General features: G+C 67.8%; 13 protein-coding genes and 1 pseudogene. 12 read left to right on the forward strand and 2 right to left on the reverse strand.

The annotated features are described in order from the left end of the window. Window positions 1-3: 3 nt before the first annotated feature. Window positions 4-2,070: an NAD-dependent DNA ligase LigA gene (ligA, locus tag F6Q13_RS10535; RefSeq protein WP_293055990.1), complete on the forward strand. Its 2,067-nt coding sequence runs from the start codon at window positions 4-6 to the stop codon at window positions 2,068-2,070. A gap of 55 nt (window positions 2,071-2,125) precedes the next feature. After that, complete coding sequence (locus tag F6Q13_RS10540; protein ID WP_293055993.1) at window positions 2,126-3,688, forward strand: Na+/H+ antiporter; 1,563 nt, start codon at window positions 2,126-2,128, stop codon at window positions 3,686-3,688. A gap of 16 nt (window positions 3,689-3,704) precedes the next feature. On the opposite strand, the gene F6Q13_RS10545 is transcribed toward F6Q13_RS10540, so the two are convergent. Next, entirely contained in the window at window positions 3,705-4,733 is a 1,029-nt protein-coding gene (locus F6Q13_RS10545) for an AraC family transcriptional regulator (RefSeq protein ID WP_293055995.1), read from the reverse strand. A 98-nt stretch (window positions 4,734-4,831) separates the two neighbouring features. Between F6Q13_RS10545 and F6Q13_RS10550 the strand changes: the two genes are divergently transcribed. From F6Q13_RS10550 to F6Q13_RS10565, 4 genes are read left to right on the forward strand one after another with little or no spacing between them, the layout of a single operon-like run. Further along, the gene (locus F6Q13_RS10550) at window positions 4,832-5,920 is read left to right on the forward strand and encodes a hypothetical protein (protein WP_293055998.1); all 1,089 of its coding nucleotides are present in this window, start codon (window positions 4,832-4,834) and stop codon (window positions 5,918-5,920) included. Next, window positions 5,917-7,824, forward strand: coding sequence for a hypothetical protein (locus tag F6Q13_RS10555; protein WP_293056000.1), 1,908 nt, complete (start codon window positions 5,917-5,919; stop codon window positions 7,822-7,824). Before F6Q13_RS10550 ends, F6Q13_RS10555 begins: the two co-directional genes overlap by 4 nt. Before the next feature lie 42 nt (window positions 7,825-7,866). Continuing rightward, the gene (locus F6Q13_RS10560; RefSeq protein ID WP_293056003.1) at window positions 7,867-9,234 is read left to right on the forward strand and encodes a flavin monoamine oxidase family protein; all 1,368 of its coding nucleotides are present in this window, start codon (window positions 7,867-7,869) and stop codon (window positions 9,232-9,234) included. Further along, window positions 9,231-10,919, forward strand: coding sequence for an amidohydrolase family protein (locus F6Q13_RS10565; protein WP_293056006.1), 1,689 nt, complete (start codon window positions 9,231-9,233; stop codon window positions 10,917-10,919). The genes F6Q13_RS10560 and F6Q13_RS10565 overlap by 4 nt, the downstream gene beginning before the upstream one ends. A 3-nt stretch (window positions 10,920-10,922) precedes the next feature. On the opposite strand, the gene F6Q13_RS10570 is transcribed toward F6Q13_RS10565, so the two are convergent. Next, window positions 10,923-11,582, reverse strand: a complete 660-nt coding sequence (locus F6Q13_RS10570; RefSeq protein ID WP_293056008.1) for an amino acid-binding protein — start codon at window positions 11,580-11,582, stop codon at window positions 10,923-10,925. 77 nt (window positions 11,583-11,659) lie between these two features. Here F6Q13_RS10570 and gatC point away from each other — a divergent pair, with 77 nt between their 5' ends. The 6 genes and pseudogenes from gatC to F6Q13_RS10600 all read left to right on the forward strand — a co-directional run bounded on the left by gatC (window position 11,660) and on the right by F6Q13_RS10600 (window position 15,226). Next, window positions 11,660-11,959, forward strand: a complete 300-nt coding sequence (gatC, locus tag F6Q13_RS10575; RefSeq protein WP_293056011.1) for an Asp-tRNA(Asn)/Glu-tRNA(Gln) amidotransferase subunit GatC — start codon at window positions 11,660-11,662, stop codon at window positions 11,957-11,959. Beyond that, entirely contained in the window at window positions 11,956-13,440 is a 1,485-nt protein-coding gene (gatA, locus tag F6Q13_RS10580; protein ID WP_293056013.1) for an Asp-tRNA(Asn)/Glu-tRNA(Gln) amidotransferase subunit GatA, read from the forward strand. The genes gatC and gatA overlap by 4 nt, the downstream gene beginning before the upstream one ends. A 348-nt stretch (window positions 13,441-13,788) precedes the next feature. Beyond that, window positions 13,789-13,944, forward strand: a pseudogene (locus F6Q13_RS10585) (type II toxin-antitoxin system Phd/YefM family antitoxin); the annotation flags it as partial. A 92-nt stretch (window positions 13,945-14,036) separates the two neighbouring features. Then, window positions 14,037-14,435: a type II toxin-antitoxin system VapC family toxin gene (locus F6Q13_RS10590; protein WP_293056016.1), complete on the forward strand. Its 399-nt coding sequence runs from the start codon at window positions 14,037-14,039 to the stop codon at window positions 14,433-14,435. A 171-nt stretch (window positions 14,436-14,606) separates the two neighbouring features. Then, window positions 14,607-14,849, forward strand: coding sequence for an AbrB/MazE/SpoVT family DNA-binding domain-containing protein (locus F6Q13_RS10595; RefSeq protein ID WP_293056019.1), 243 nt, complete (start codon window positions 14,607-14,609; stop codon window positions 14,847-14,849). Continuing rightward, the gene (locus F6Q13_RS10600; protein WP_293056021.1) at window positions 14,846-15,226 is read left to right on the forward strand and encodes a type II toxin-antitoxin system VapC family toxin; all 381 of its coding nucleotides are present in this window, start codon (window positions 14,846-14,848) and stop codon (window positions 15,224-15,226) included. The genes F6Q13_RS10595 and F6Q13_RS10600 overlap by 4 nt, the downstream gene beginning before the upstream one ends. The last annotated feature ends 399 nt before the right edge of the window (window positions 15,227-15,625 follow it).

Genomic DNA, 15,625 nt, shown 5'->3' on the forward strand with positions numbered 1-15,625 from the left:
GCGGTGGTGAGTTCGACCGGTGACGCCCCGTCCGACGTGCGCCGGCAATGGCGGGAACTGGCCGAAGAGGTGCGCGAACACCAGTTCCGCTACTACGTGCGCGACGCGCCTATCATCTCCGACGCCGAGTTCGACGCGCTGCTGCGGCGCCTGCAAGATCTCGAAGAGCGCTACCCCGAGCTGCGCACCCCGGATTCACCCACCCAGCTCGTCGGAGGAGCCGGGTTCGCCACCGACTTCACCCCGGTCGAGCACCTGGAACCGATGCTTTCCCTGGACAACGTGTTCAACCTCGACGAATTCGACGCCTGGGCGGCTCGGGTGCACGCCGCGCTCGGCACCGACCCGCATTACCTGTGCGAACTCAAGATCGACGGTGTCGCCCTGGCGCTGGTGTACCGGGACGGGCGCCTGGTGCGTGCAGCGACCCGCGGTGACGGCCGCACCGGCGAGGACGTCACGCTCAACGCCCGCACGATCGACGACATCCCGGAGCGGCTCAACGCCACCGAAGACTATCCGATCCCGACCGTCCTGGAAGTGCGCGGCGAAGTCTTCTTCCGGGTCGCCGATTTCGAGGCGCTCAACGCCGCGCTGGTCGACGCCGGCAAATCACCGTTCGCCAACCCGCGCAACAGCGCCGCGGGCTCACTGCGGCAGAAAGACCCCGCGGTCACCGCGCGCCGCCCCCTGCGGATGATCTGTCACGGGTTAGGGCACACCGAAGGGTTCCAGCCGGCCACGCTGCACGACGCCTACCTGGCCCTGCGGGCCTGGGGCCTGCCGGTCTCCGAGCACACCACCCGGGTGGCGGGCATCGCCGGCGCGCACAAGCACATCGACTACTGGGGCGAACACCGCCACGACGTCGACCACGAAATCGACGGTGTCGTGATCAAAGTCGACGAGATGTCGTTGCAGCGCAGGCTCGGGTCGACGTCGCGGGCACCGCGCTGGGCCATCGCGTACAAGTACCCGCCCCAGGAGGCGCAGACCAAGCTGCTCGACATCCGGGTCAACGTCGGGCGCACCGGACGGGTCACCCCGTTCGCGTTGATGAGACCGGTGCGGGTCGCCGGGTCGACGGTGAGCCTGGCCACCCTGCACAACGCCTCGGAGGTCAAACGCAAAGGGGTGCTCATCGGTGACACCGTGGTGATCCGCAAAGCCGGCGACGTGATCCCCGAGGTGCTGGGACCGGTCGTGGATCTTCGCGACGGCTCCGAGCGCGAATTCGTCATGCCCACAACATGTCCCGAATGCGGCGCCACGCTGGCACCGGCCCGCGAAGGCGATCTGGACATCCGCTGCCCCAACTCCCGGTCCTGCCCGGCGCAGCTGCGGGAGCGGCTGTTCTACGCCGCGGGCCGCGGCGCCTTCGACATCGAAGGGCTGGGCTACGAAGCGGCGGTCGCCCTGCTGAAAGCACACGTCATCGCCGACGAAGGCGACCTGTTCACCCTCACCGAGGACGACTTGCTGCGCACCGAGCTGTTCACCACCAAAAGCGGCGCGCTCTCGGCCAACGGCAAGCGGCTGCTGGCCAACCTGGAGAAGGCCAAAAGACAGCCGCTGTGGCGGGTGTTGGTGGCGTTGTCGATCCGCCACGTCGGGCCGACCGCGGCGCGGGCGCTGGCCGCCGCGTTCGGCAGCATGGACGCGATCGCCTCGGCCTCGACCGAACAGCTGGCCGCCGTCGACGGCGTCGGCCCGACGATCGCAGAAGCAATCACCGAGTGGTTCAGCGTCGACTGGCATCGCGCCATCGTCGACAAGTGGCGGGCCGCCGGGGTGTCGATGGCCGACGAGCGTGACACCAGCGTGCCCCGCACCCTCGAAGGTCTGACCATCGTGCTCACCGGCTCACTGGCGGGCTTCTCGCGCGAAGAGGCCACCCAGGCCATTGTGGCGCGCGGCGGTAGAGCCGCGGGATCGGTGTCGAAAAAGACCGACTACGTCGTCGCCGGAGACTCGCCCGGCTCGAAATACGACAAAGCCGTCGAACTGGGCATACCCATTCTCGACGAGGAGGGATTTCGGCGCCTGCTCGAGGAAGGGCCCCCGCGCTGATGCCGGTCGGCGGCGCTGCCTTTCGGCGAGACACAGCGGCGACGAGCGTGAGCCGATGACAGCGCACTTAGCGGTCTTGCTCTTCTACGTTCCGCTGGCGACCGCGGCAGCCGGATGGTTGGCAGAGCGATTCGGGGTGCCCTACCCCGTTCTGCTGGTTGGGGCGGGCGCGCTGCTGACCCTGTCGGGGTGGGCCGCCGCACCCGAATTGCCTCCTGTGGTGATGTTTTACGTGTTCCTGCCTCCGCTGGTGTATTTCGCCGCTTACTTCATCGCACCCGGGGACCTGCGTGCCAACGCCGGCTCCATCGGCTTGCTGGCGGTGGGGCTGGTGCTGGTCACCATGGCGGCGGTGGCGGCAGTGATGGTGGGTATTGCGGGCATTCCGCTCACCGTGGCCGCAGTTGCCGGAGCAGTCGTGGCGCCGACCGATACGGTGGCGGCTGCGTCGGTGTTTCGCCGGCTCAATGCGCCCGAGCGGTTGGTGACAATTGTGGAGGGGGAGGGGCTGATCAACGACGGCACCGCCCTGGTCTTGTACGTCGGAGCCGTCGCCGCGGCAGTGGCCGGTGTGGTGCGGCCGCGGGAATTGGCCAAGACGGTGTTCGTCGCACCGCTGGGTGGCGCAGTGCTGGGCCTGGTGATTGCCTGGATCCTGGTCAGCCTGCGCCGTCGCCTCGACCAGCCGTTGCCGGAGATCACGTTGTCGCTGGCCACGCCGTACCTGACGTATGTGCTTGCGCAGTCTGCCGGTCTTTCCGGGGTTCTGGCCACCGTCGTCGCCGGCACTTATGTCGGATCGCGTTCCGGACTGATCTTTGCGCCGGGCACCCGGCTGCAGGCGTTCGCCTTTCTGGATGTGTTGGTGTTTTTGCTCAATGGCGCGTTGTTCACGTTCGTGGGCATGCAGCTGGTCCGAGTCGTTCACCGCGTCCCGGGACTTCCCACGCAGACGGTATTGGCGGTCACGGCGGCTGTGAGCGCCGTCGTGGTGGGTTCGCGGCTGGCGTGGCTGCTGCTGCTGCGACCAGCGAGGGTTCTGCGGCATCCGAAAGTGCCGGCGCCGTGGCGGGAACGCGCGGTCATCGGCTGGACCGGGATGCGGGGCGGTGTCTCTCTGGCCGCCGCCCTGGCAATACCGTTGCGGCTCGCCGACGGTTCGCCCTTCCCCTACCGCGATTTGGTGCTCGTCGTCGCGGCAGCGGTGATCGTGGTCACGCTGGTAGTCCAAGGTATGAGCTTGCCGTGGCTACTAAGCAAACTTGATGTCGCCCAGGAGGATTCGCATGAGCAGGCGCGGCTGGCCCGATTGGAGGCAGCCAACGCCGCGTTGCGCTGGCTCGATAGTCAACCCGAGGCGCAAGGCACCTCCGACCCAGCTGTGGCATCGTTGCGCACCTTGTACGAGTCCAGGTTGCGCCGGCTGCAGGTCACCGATCAGCCTGCGGCGGCTGATCTCAGCGAAGCAGCCAGGTATCGCACGCTGCGCCTGGAGATGCTCGGTGTGGAGCGGGCGGTGGTGGCGGGATTGCGGCAGCAGGACCGCATCAGCGCCACTGTGCTTCGCACCGTTGAGCGCAGCCTGGACCTGGAGGAAGCGAGGTTGCGGGACTTCTGATGGTTCGGCGCTGGGGTCAACGACCGCCACCTCGCCGGCCGGCATCGGCCGGTCCGGGTCGCCGGTTCTTGCGGTAATCGCTGGGGCTACAGCCGAACCAGCGTTGGCAGGAGCGGCTGAGCACGCTCTGCTCCGCGTAGCCTATCTCGCGGGTGAGGTGCGACAGGCTGATCTGCGTGTCGCGAAGATATCGCCCGGCGGTTTCCTTGCGGACCTGGTCGACCAGGGCGGCGAAGGTGGTTCCCTCGTCGGCGAGCCTGCGCTGCAAAGTTTTCGGGTGCAGGTTGCAATGGTCGGCGACGATGTCGAGCGTGGCACGGCCGGTGGGCAGCAACTGCCGGACGATCGAGCAAATCGATTCCGCGAGTGCGGTTTTACAGGTGCTGATGCTCTTGAGGTATTCGACCAGAGCGTTGTGCGTGACGTCGTCTCGTTGCAAGGGCCTGCTCAGATCTGCGTTCCTGAGCATGAAGCCTGTTGTTCGCTGCGCGAAATACGTTTTGCAGCCGAAGTATTGAGCATAGTCGCTGACGGAGGTAAGCGGATCGTGCGGCAGGTGCACCGATACCGGCGTGTAGTCGGAACCGAGCAGAAACCGCAGCATACCGAGCGAGACACCCAGCGACAATTCGACGCTTTGCGGGCAGGGCGGCACCTCTTCGAGGAGAAATTCGAGTCCGAGGAACTCCCGGTTGTCCAGTTCGGTCATGCTGATCCCGATCGCGGGGCTGTATGCCGACAGGAAAGTGCCGCAGATCGCCAACGCGTGCGCGAGGGTGGCCGCGGTGCGCGCCGCTACGCCGACGGGACCGATGATCTCGATGCCCTGCCGTCGCGCGAGGCGCCGTCCGAAGTCCGCGGTGGCGGTGGCCGCGGCGGCAGACTCGATGGCACGCAAGACGGCCCGCAACGGAAGGAAGACATCATAGTTACCGACGTCGTGCGGGCGGATGCCGGCCTTGCGCAAGAGATCGTCCGGGTCGCCGCCGAGTTCGCTGACAAAGTGCGGGTAGTTCGACAACGACGTACCGCGAACCACCGACATGTCCCGAATTGTCAAAGTTCTGTCTCGAAGTGTCAAGACTGCGGCCGAGATGCTGGCCCAAGGTTGGTGCTATCCGCACAAGCCGCCAGAGGTATGCCATGGACTTCGCTCATCGCCGCTATGCCGCCGCCGGGGCGGCGGCCGGTGCTGCCGTTGTTGTCGCGCTGGTCGCCGGGAATCCGCCGGCACCACCGCAACCTGACGTCGCGATAGCACTCACCAGCTCCGGTGATCCCGCCTTCCTCAACCCCGTCACCGAGTGGGTGAACGTCCTCACCACGGCCGGCACCAACCTGGAAACCCTGGGCGGGATCGTCGCTGCGGACCCCTTCCCGATCCTGTCGCAGTACGTCAGCAACCAGATCGGCTACGCCCAGACGCTCGACGAGGGGCTGCAGGCCGCCCACACCGTCCTCGACGCCGCCCGGCAAGGATTGCCGGCGACGCTGGAGACCGCGTCCCATGACATCGCGTCGGGCAATATCGTCGGCGGAGTCGAAGACGTCTGGAATCACGCCGGTTCGTTCGGCACGGGTGGCTTATTCGTCGCCATCGGCGATGTGTTCCAGGCAATCAGGACGGTCGCCGAGGAGATGGCCGGCAACGTCGACAGTTTCGTCGCGACCGACTTCGACGGCAATCCCCACGACATCAGCATCGAGCAGTATGCCAACACCCCGACCAGCCCGCTGGGTGACAATTTCGGCGACATCGCTTTCCCGGTACACGACGCCGTGGTGTCCTCGACATACCTCGCCCAAGGCATCGTCGATGCGCTGGGCTCCGGGGATTACCTGACGGCCCTAAGCGACATCGTCAACGCCCCCGCCATCGTCACCGGCGCCGTCCTCAATGGAACTACCGAGAACTTCGGACCGGCCGACCAACTCAACTACGCCTTCCCCGACAGCGGGCTGCTGACCTCCTCGCCGATCCCGTCGCCACTGCCGTTCGGCGGCCCCGACGATCCGTTCCCCGCGAAATACACCGGCGGCAGCATTTTCGACGTGCTGTGGACCCGGCTGGCGCTCGCCAACGCGATCGATCCGGCCGCCGCCGGCCACATCGACCTGCTGAGCAGCGCGCCCGGGGCACTGGGTGCGGGTGCGCTGGGCGTTGACCTGGTGCCGAACCTGGGCGCGTTGCTGTCGGGTCTGCTCGATAGCCTCGCGGTGGCTTTTCCGTGAACGCTCGCGGCTGGGCTCACGCAGCAGCTGCGGCGACAATCACGGCGGTCGGCGCGACGGCAATGACGGCGACCCCGCGCGCGGTCGCCGCGCCGGACGGCTCGAACCCGCTGCAACCGGCGATCGACCAACTGCTCGACGCGGAGCAGCAGATCACCCAGACCAACAGCACGTTCCCGTTCATCGTGCCGTCTGATCTGGCCACACTGCACGACTACGAGCAAATGGTGGCGACGACGATGCTCGGGTCGGAGTTCAATATATTTCGCAATCAGTTGGGCGATGTCGTCGTGCCGTGGGCTACCTACTCGTGGGACGCCAATGCCGCCGACCCGCAAGCATTTCTGGTCTACAACAATCCCGACGACTTCTACAGCGTCCTGGAGGTGGATCCGGGTAAGACCTACGTGGTCACCGTCGATCCCGGCCCCGGTACCCAGGATGTGACCTTCCTGCCCAACGCGGGCAACGGTGTGACCGCCACTTTCCAACCTCTTTCACCGCTCGACTTGGCGAATGCGACGCCCAACGCCAACGGCGACTACACCATCACTTTGAGCGCCACGCCCCAACCGGACGACTGGGTCGACACCGCCGGGGCCCAAGTGGTGATCATCCGGGACACCCTCGGTGACTGGGGCGAGATACACGACAGTTTCTCCATCCACGAAGTAGGTGGCCCGAAGACGCTCACCCTACCGGTGTTCTCGGAAAACCAGATGTCGTCGATGCTGAGCACCATCGCCGCGAACTTGCCCACCGAAAGCTCTTCCGGCAGCTACTACGGACAGGTGCACGGCGTCGACACCGTTGCGGTCAATACGTTCTCGAGCATCGCGCCGACGACCGAGCACATCCCGGGGCCATTGCTGTCGGACCAGCTGACCAGTCTGGGCCACTTCTCGCTGCAGCCCGACCAGGCGCTGATCGTCACGGTGCCCGACATCGACGCCGCGTACTCGAGCATCATGCTCGCCAACGACTGGGGGGAGACCGACCCGTTTGCCACCGTGTCGGGCAGCCTCAACGACACCCAGGCGTTCCACGATCCCGACGGCTACACCTACTACGTGATCAGCAGCCAAGACCCCGGTGTGGCGAACTGGGTCGACGACTCCGGCATCGACAACGGCGGAGTGTGGTTGCGCTGGCAGGACGTCACCGGCCCCATTCCGAGCACCGGGGTGCAGACCGAGGTCGTCGACGTCGCCGATGTCCGCAGCGACCTGCCCGCCGACACTCCCGTCGTCACCCCCGCGGACTACGCCACCGAGTTCAAAGACCGCCTGTTCGACTACGACTACGCCCACGACCAGGACCACGGCATCTCCTGGGTGGGCGCCAACCTGATGTACGACCAGGTCAAAACCGCGATGGGGGCCGAGCAGTTCGACGAGATCTTCGGCAGTCAACAAGACGTGCCGTCGGTGCTGGACCGGCTGACACCGGCGCTGAGCCCGGACCTGGCCACCATCGTTCACGACATCGTGACCAACCCGGCGGGCAGCCTGTCGGCGATCGTCAACAATGTGCCGCTGGCGGTCAAAGACATCGAGTTGCCCGGCATCTTGGCAATGGAGCGGCTGTCTGTGCTCGCCGGGCAAGTGCACAGCGGCATCTCGTCGCACGATCTGTCGGCAACGCTGGCGGCGCTGGGCACCGGCCTGCAGGATCTCGGAACCGTCATCGACCAAACGTGGACCGACCCGGCCACCAGTATCACCGCCGGCATCCTCAACGCGCGCGACGACTTGGCCGTCGCGGTGATGAACGCACCCAGCGGCTGGGAGCCGCTCAGCGAGTCCGCGCCGCTGTGGGATTCACTAATCAACCTCAATCAAGCCGCGCTGGACACCTTGATCCATCCTGCCGATAGCATCGCGTTGTTGGGTCTGCTGCCCTGACCGGCAGCGGCGATCGCGCACGTCGGCAAGCGAGGAAACCCGGTGAGCCCAGACGCGGACGTGATCGTCGTCGGCGCGGGGATGGCCGGTCTGTCCGCAGCGGCCCGACTGGCCGCCGAGGGCACATCGGTGCTGGTGGTGGAGGCCCGTGACCGGGTCGGCGGCCGGGTCCGCAACGAGGCACTGGACCCGGGCGATCCGACGCGAGTCGTCGAGCTGGGCGGCCAGTGGCTGGGGCCCACCCAGGACCGTGCCCGCGGGTTGGCGAGGCGGCTGGGGCTGAGCCTGCATCCGACCTACGACAGCGGTGATCGGCTGCTCGAGCGCCGGGACGGCCGACTGCTGCGCTACCGCGGCGACATTCCCCCGATCACCCCGGTGGTCCTCGCCGACGTCGCGCAAGCACAGCTCCGCCTGGACCGCATGGCGCGGCGCGTCCCGCTGGATGCGCCCTGGGCCGGCCGGCGCGCCCGGCACCGCGACACGATGACGTTCGCGACCTGGCTTGCGCGCAATGTGGCCACCCGGGATGCACGCAGCCTGCTGCGGCTGGCCGTCAACGCCGTCTGGGCCTGTGAGCCGCAGGACGTGTCGCTGCTGCACGTGCTGTTCTACATCCATTCCGGCGGCGGATTCGACGCCCTGGTGGGCACCGGCGGCGGCGCTCAGCAGGACCGTGTCGTCGGCGGCACGCAGCTGCTGGCCGCCGGGCTGGCCGGCGAACTCGGCGACCGGGTGCTGCTCGGCCGCCCGGTGCGGCGCATCGGCTACGACGACCGCGGTGTCACCGTCGCAGCCGACGGTGCGGAGCTGCGCGCCCGGCGGGTGATCGTGGCCGTTGCCCCCGCGCTGGCCGGCCGCATCGGCTACGCGCCGGCGCTGCCGGCCGCCCGCGACCAGCTCACCCAGCGCATGCCGATGGGTTCGGTGATCAAGTGCATGGCGGTCTACGACGAGCCGTTCTGGCGGCGCGACGGCCTGAGCGGCCAGGCACTGAGCCTGCCGGGCCCGGTCGGGGAGGTCTTCGACAACAGCCCGCCGGGCGGATCCCCCGGTGTGCTGCTGGGGTTCCTCGCGGGCCGTCACGCCCGACAATTCTCCGCCGCGTCGGCCGATGAGCGCCGCGACGCGGTGGTCGGCGCCTTCACCCGGCTCTTCGGCCCGCGGGCCGCCCGGCCGCTGCGCTACCTCGATCAGGACTGGTCGGCCGAAGAGTTCACCCGGGGCTGCTACGCAGCGGTGCTGCCGCCCGGCACCTGGACCGGGTTCGGACCGGCATTGCGGGCCCCGGTCGGGCGGATCCACTGGGCGGGCACCGAGACCGCCGCGATCTGGAACGGCTATATCGAGGGGGCGATCCGCTCCGGCGAGGATGCCGCGGCCGCCGTGCGCAGGGCCGAGGCGCAATGACGCTCACCGTCCTTGCCGCGAACGTCGTACACACCATGGATCCCACCCGGCCGACCGCGGCGGCGGTCGCGGTCGCGGCCGGGCGCATCGTCGCCGTCGGGTCTCGTGCGGAGGTGCTGGCCCGGGTCGGCGAGCACGCACCGGTCATGCACCTCGATGGTGCGCTGCTGCCCGGCTTCATCGACGCGCACCACCACTTCTGTGTGGCGGCGCTGGACCGGCGCGCCCTCGACCTGCACCTGCCGCCCGGAGCGACGATCGCCGACCTGCAGGCCCGGGTCGCCGCGCAGCGGGACCGTACGCCGGGCTCGGGCTGGTTACGGTTGCAGGGCTACGACCCGCTGAAACTGGCCGAGCGGCGCGCGCCGACCGCCGCCGAGCTCGACGAGGTCTGCGCCGACCGCCCGCTGCTGGTCGCCAGCTACTCCTTCCACGAAGGGGTGCTCAACACCTCCGGGCTGGCCGCGATGGGCTGGCAGGCGGGCAGCCCCGACCCGCCGCACGGCAGGCTGGTTCGCCGCCGGGGCCGGCTCACCGGCGAGGTACTCGAAGCGGCGTTCTTCTTGGCGGAGGCGGTGTCTCGCGGCAGCCTGCTCGCCCATTCCGGCGACGCCTGGCTCGCCGAAGCCCAAGCGCACGGCCGGGCGCTGCTGGCTCACGGGATCGTCCGGGTGGGCGATGCCGCGGTTCCGCCGGAATTCGACCCCCTCTACGACCGCGCCGTCGAGGCCGGGATGCTTCCGGTCACCGTGCATCGCATGCCGGTGGCGCAGCGGTCGTTTCTGGAACCTCGGGGAGCCGCCGGCCGTGCGACCGGCGAGGGTCCGGCCGGCGCTCCGACCGGGCCGGCCAAGCTGTTCCTCGACGGCGCCGACCGCTGCGCGGTGTGCGTGTCCGGCGCTCAACTGGCCACCCTGGTCGGGGCAACGCTGCGCAAAGCCGTGACCGGTGGCGGCCTGGCGGCGCTGCGGGCGGGCACGCGGATGGGCCGAATCCGGCTGGCCGGCCGGCATTTCACTATCGGGAAGCCGTTCTGGGAACCCGACGACCTGCGTGCGGCGATTCGGGTCGCGGCCGCGCACGGCCATCAGATCGCCATCCACGCCCTGGGTAATTGGGCGGTGCGCCGGGCCTGCGATGCTTTGGATCAGGTCGGCGACCTTCGTGAGCGCCCGGGGCGCCCCCGGCTCGAACACGCCATGCTGCTCGACGCGGGCCTGGAAAGCCGCATCGCCGATTGCGGCGCCGTCGCCGTCGTTCAGCCCTCCTTCCTGCACGAGATCGGCGACGAGTTACTGCAACGCGGACTGCCCACAGGGTTGAGTGTCAATCCGCTCGCCACGCTGGCGGCCGCCGGGGTGACTGTGGCCGGCAGCTCCGACTACCCGGTAGCCGGCTGCGACGTGATGACGGCCATCCGGGCCGCCGTTACCCGCGAAACAGCTTCCGGCACAAAGCTGCACGCGCACGAAGCGATCTCGGTGCAGGACGCGCTGGCCGCCTACACCAGGGGCGGCGCGATCGCGCTCGGGGTCGATCGCGAAGCCGGGACCATCACCGCGGGAAAAGTCGCCGACCTGGTGCTGCTGAGCGCCGACCCGCTCACCACCGAACCTGCCCGATTGTCCGACATCGCGGTGCTGGCGACCTGGCGAGACGGGATCATGGTGCACCGGCTGAGCTGATGATCAGTGCAGCAGCGTCGCGACGATACCGGCCAGATATCCCAGCCGTGCCACCTCGGACGGCCGGAAGTCGGGTCCGCCGGGCCGGCCGAGCACCACCGCGGTGTGCGGATTGCCCAGGGGCGCGGCGACCAAAGTGGTGTCCATGTCGCGCCACAGCCGGGGAACCCAGTCCTCGGCGTTGTCGAGGGTGGCGGGTTGCGCGATCGGTATCCACGGCGCGCGGTTCAGTCGGGTTTCCGGGGCGCCCTCGTTACCGACGACACGATGAATGCCGCTGTCGGTTTTCGTCAGGACCATGCACCAGCCCACCCGCAGCACCCGGGGCGCCTCGTCGGCGAGCACCTGCAGCCGCGCCGACGTGCCGTGCGCCGCAGCGATGTGGTCGATGAGCTGCAGTTCGCGGTGTGCGTCCAGCAGCCCGGTGTAGGGACGCAGGCTCTCGACCCGCACTCCGCCCAGCGCCTCGGCCGCCGAAATCAGCGTGTCGGGCATCGCCCGCGGGGGGAGTTCGACCACCAGGTCGTCGATCGCATAGCCGGGCCCGCGCTCTACCACGTCCAGCGACACGATGTCGGCGCCCGCCGAGCCGAGCGCCACGGCCAGCGAGCCCAGGCTGCCCGGTTGGTCGGCCAGTTGCACACGCAGCAGATAGGAAGCCACGCGCAACACTGTTCCACAGCGGCGTGCGCGCTGCCCGTCGAGCAGGGGCGGCGCACCGGCCACTAGGCTTTGGCCTCGTGTCCACGATCTCCCGTGACGAGGTGGCCCACCTGGCCCGGCTGGCCCGGCTGGCGTTGACCGACGACGAACTGGACAGCTTCGCCGGCCAGCTCGACGCGATCCTGACCCACGTCAGCCAGATCCAGGCCGTCGACGTCAGCGGGGTCGAAGCGACCGACAACCCGCTCACCAGCGTCAACGTCACCCGCCGCGACGAGCCCACACCGTGCCTGACACAGCGCGAGGCGCTGTCCGGGGCCCCCGAGGCCGTCGACGGCCGCTTCGCCGTCCCGCAGATCCTCGGGGAAAGCCAGTGACCGAGATCGTCCGGCTGGACGCGGCGACACTGGCCGCCAAGATCGCCTCCGGCGAGTTGTCGGCGGTCGAGATCACCCGAGCCTGCCTGGACCAAATCGCAGCCACCGACGACCGCTACGGCGCGTTCCTGCACGTCGCGGCCGATACGGCGATGGCGTCGGCAACCGCGGTGGACAACATGGTGGCCGCCGGGCAGCCGCTGCCCTCGGCGCTGGCCGGAGTGCCCCTGGCGCTCAAAGACGTGTTCACCACCGTGGACATGCCGACCACTTGCGGATCCAAGATTCTGCAGGGCTGGTGTTCGCCGTACGACGCCACCGTCACCGTGCGGCTGCGCGCGGCCGGGATCCCGATCCTGGGCAAGACCAACATGGACGAGTTCGCGATGGGCTCCTCGACGGAGAACTCCGCGTTCGGTCCGACCCGCAACCCGTGGGACCTCGAGCGGGTGCCCGGTGGCTCGGGTGGGGGCACCGCTGCGGCGCTGGCCGCGTTCCAGGCGCCGCTGGGCATCGGGTCCGACACCGGCGGGTCGATCCGCCAGCCGGCCGCGCTCACCGCAACCGTCGGCGTCAAACCCACCTACGGCACGGTGTCGCGCTACGGCCTGGTGGCCTGCGCGTCGTCGCTGGATCAGGGCGGTCCGTGCGCGCGCACGGTCTTGGACACCGCGCTGCTGCACCAGGTGATCGCCGGGCACGACCCGCGCGATTCGACCTCGATCGACGCCCCGGTGCCCGACGTCGTCGGCGCTGCCCGGGCCGGAGCGGGCGGCGACCTGCGCGGCGTGCGCGTCGGCGTGGTCCGCCAGCTGCACAGCGGAGCGGGCTATCAACCCGGCGTGCTGGCGTCGTTCCACAACGCCGTCGAGCAGCTGGCCGCGCTCGGTGCTCAGGTCAGCGAAGTCGATTGCCCGCATTTCGATTACGCGCTGGCAGCCTACTATTTGATTCTGCCGTCGGAGGTGTCGAGCAACCTGGCCCGATTCGACGCGATGCGCTACGGGCTTCGGGTCGGCGACGACGGCACTCACAGCGCCGAGGAGGTGATGGCGCTGACCCGGGCCGCCGGATTCGGGCCGGAGGTCAAGCGGCGCATCATGATCGGGACCTATGCCCTCTCGGCGGGCTACTACGACGCCTACTACAACCAGGCCCAGAAGGTGCGCACGCTGATCGCGCGCGATCTCGACCAGGCCTACCAGACGGTCGACGTGCTGGTGTCGCCCGCGACGCCGACCACCGCCTTCCGACTCGGCGAGAAGATCGACGACCCGCTGGCGATGTATCTGTTCGACCTGTGCACGCTGCCGCTGAATCTGGCCGGACACTGCGGGATGTCGGTGCCGTCAGGGTTGTCGCCCGACGACAACCTGCCGGTGGGACTGCAGATCATGGCGCCCGCACTGGCCGACGACCGGCTCTACCGCGTGGGCGCGGCCTACGAAGCGGCGCGCGGGCCGCTACCGAGTGCGATCTAGCGGTCTCGCTCATAAGTTCGTCCGGGTGGCGTACACCGGGAGCCAGGCCCCGCCCGCTGTGGTGAGCGCGGCCCTGGTGGGTGCAGCGACCGGGGTTGTCGCCACGTCGGGGCAGCGCTGGGGAGCTAGACACGAGCTTGGACCAGGTCGTCAGTGTTTCGGCGATGGCTAGGCGGCGGTCAGGGCGTGTAGGGCCAGGCTGTCAACCGCCCGGGAAGTGGATTTGAGACACCTGAGATAGCTCAAGTAACTCTGTCGCATCGCAAAACGACTGGTACAGAGCCGGACATGCAGTTTGCGAACGACCGTGGTAGACAAAAGTAGATAAATTGCTGGTAATCTGGCCTCATGAAGTCGATCTCCGTCGGTGAACTGCGCCAGAATCCTGCTCCGATGATCGCCGGCCTCGAGCGGGGCGAGCCCTACGCGCTGACTCGCCACAACCGCCGGATCGGCACGATCCTTCCCGCCGTCTCATCCGCCGCCCTTATTCCGCGGAAGGCAAGTGGACCCGCACATACCCGCACAATCGCCCGGCATGACCTCACCACGGCATCGACAATCGATGAGCTTCTCGACGACGAAAAGGGCCTGTGGTGACGTACCACTACCTCGACAGCTCCGTCGCGGTACGCATCATGCTCGGCCAGTCGCCGTCAGCGGCCCAATGGTTCGACAACACGACCGGCAGAGACGATGATCGCGTCGTTTCCTCACGCATCCTTCGCACCGAGATCACTCGCGTATTGCGGCGGGAGGGCTTGCCGGTCGCCGACCGCGACCAGGTCCTGGACTATATCGACACGATCCCGCTCGACCACGCCGTTTTGCAGGAAGCGGAGGCGATCATCCCTCGCATTCGTACGCTCGACGCCATTCACCTCGCATCGGCGTTGCGTTCCGGCCTCGATGACCTCGTCATCACCACGCACGACGCGACCATGAAATCAGTAGCCGTGACGCTCGGGTTCCCGATCGCCGATCCGGTGGAATAGCGCGCGCCCAACCGCGGCCGGACCACCCGCGCCACCGGACTAGGTAGCCTCATCGGCTCGCGACAGGCTCGACGCTGGTCGCGGGGTAGCTTAACCTCCGACGTTTCGCGCCCAACGGATCGCTACGTGACTGATGTGGCACAGATACCGCCAACGTGGCACAATTTATGTATGAATGCCACGATTAGACTCGGTAAGCAAGGCCGACTCGTCATACCTGCTGACATCCGCGAGGCGCTTGGGTTGTCACCGGGTGATCGCGTCCACGTCCGTGTTGACGGATCGCGGATCATCTTGGAAAGGCCCGCGGATGCGATCGACGAAATCCGCGCGCTGGGCCGGGAGAAGGCACCCAATCGGTCCCTGGTAGGCGAACTCCTCGCAGAGCGCCGCGCCGAGGTGCACGACAATTGACCGTTCTCGACGCGTCGGCGCTGCTGGCACTGATTCACGAAGAGCCTGGCGTCGAGCTGGTCGCCGAGGCGATAACCGGTTCGATCATCGGCACGCCGAATCTTGCTGAGGTGATCGGCAAACTAGTCGACGCGCAGATTGACGCCTCTGCCATCCGCCACCTTCTGGTCGCCGCCGGTGTCACCATTGAACCGTTGACCGCTGATGACGCGGAGCTTGCCGGTGCTTTGCGTGCTATTACGGGCGGACAACAGCTCTCCCTCGGCGACCGATGCTGTCTTGCCCTGGCTATCCGCAGCACGCCCCCGGTCGTTTTGACCGCCGACCGTGTTTGGGCAAACCTCGACTTGCCGATCGAGGTTCGGCTCATCCGCTAGATCCCGATCCGTGCATCCCAGTCAGCGACGGCGGACTGCTTCCAACCGCATACCGGGGGACAGGTCGGTTAACGATTTGCAACCAAGCTGAGATTGTTTGGTTGTTTCCGCGTCGTGGATACCGACAAATGGACTGGTAGAAACCGCGGTGATGATGTGGGGTGTTGTTTGCGACACCGGAGGTGACTCGCTCAAGTGAGACCAATCTTCGGTTACCAGCGCACGACTTCAGCAGATCCCTGAGCATCGGACCCGTGCTATCCAACAACGGTCAGGCTGCGGTATGACCACCGTGGTCAAGTTTTTCGGCGATCCAGACCTTGATCAGTGATTGGCGGGTGACTCCGAGCCGAGTGGCTTCGCGGTCGAGTTCGGCGATCATCCAGACCGGGAAGTCGA

It is taken from the genome of Mycobacterium sp. (assembly GCF_008709575.1).
Taxonomy (GTDB): domain Bacteria; phylum Actinomycetota; class Actinomycetes; order Mycobacteriales; family Mycobacteriaceae; genus Mycobacterium.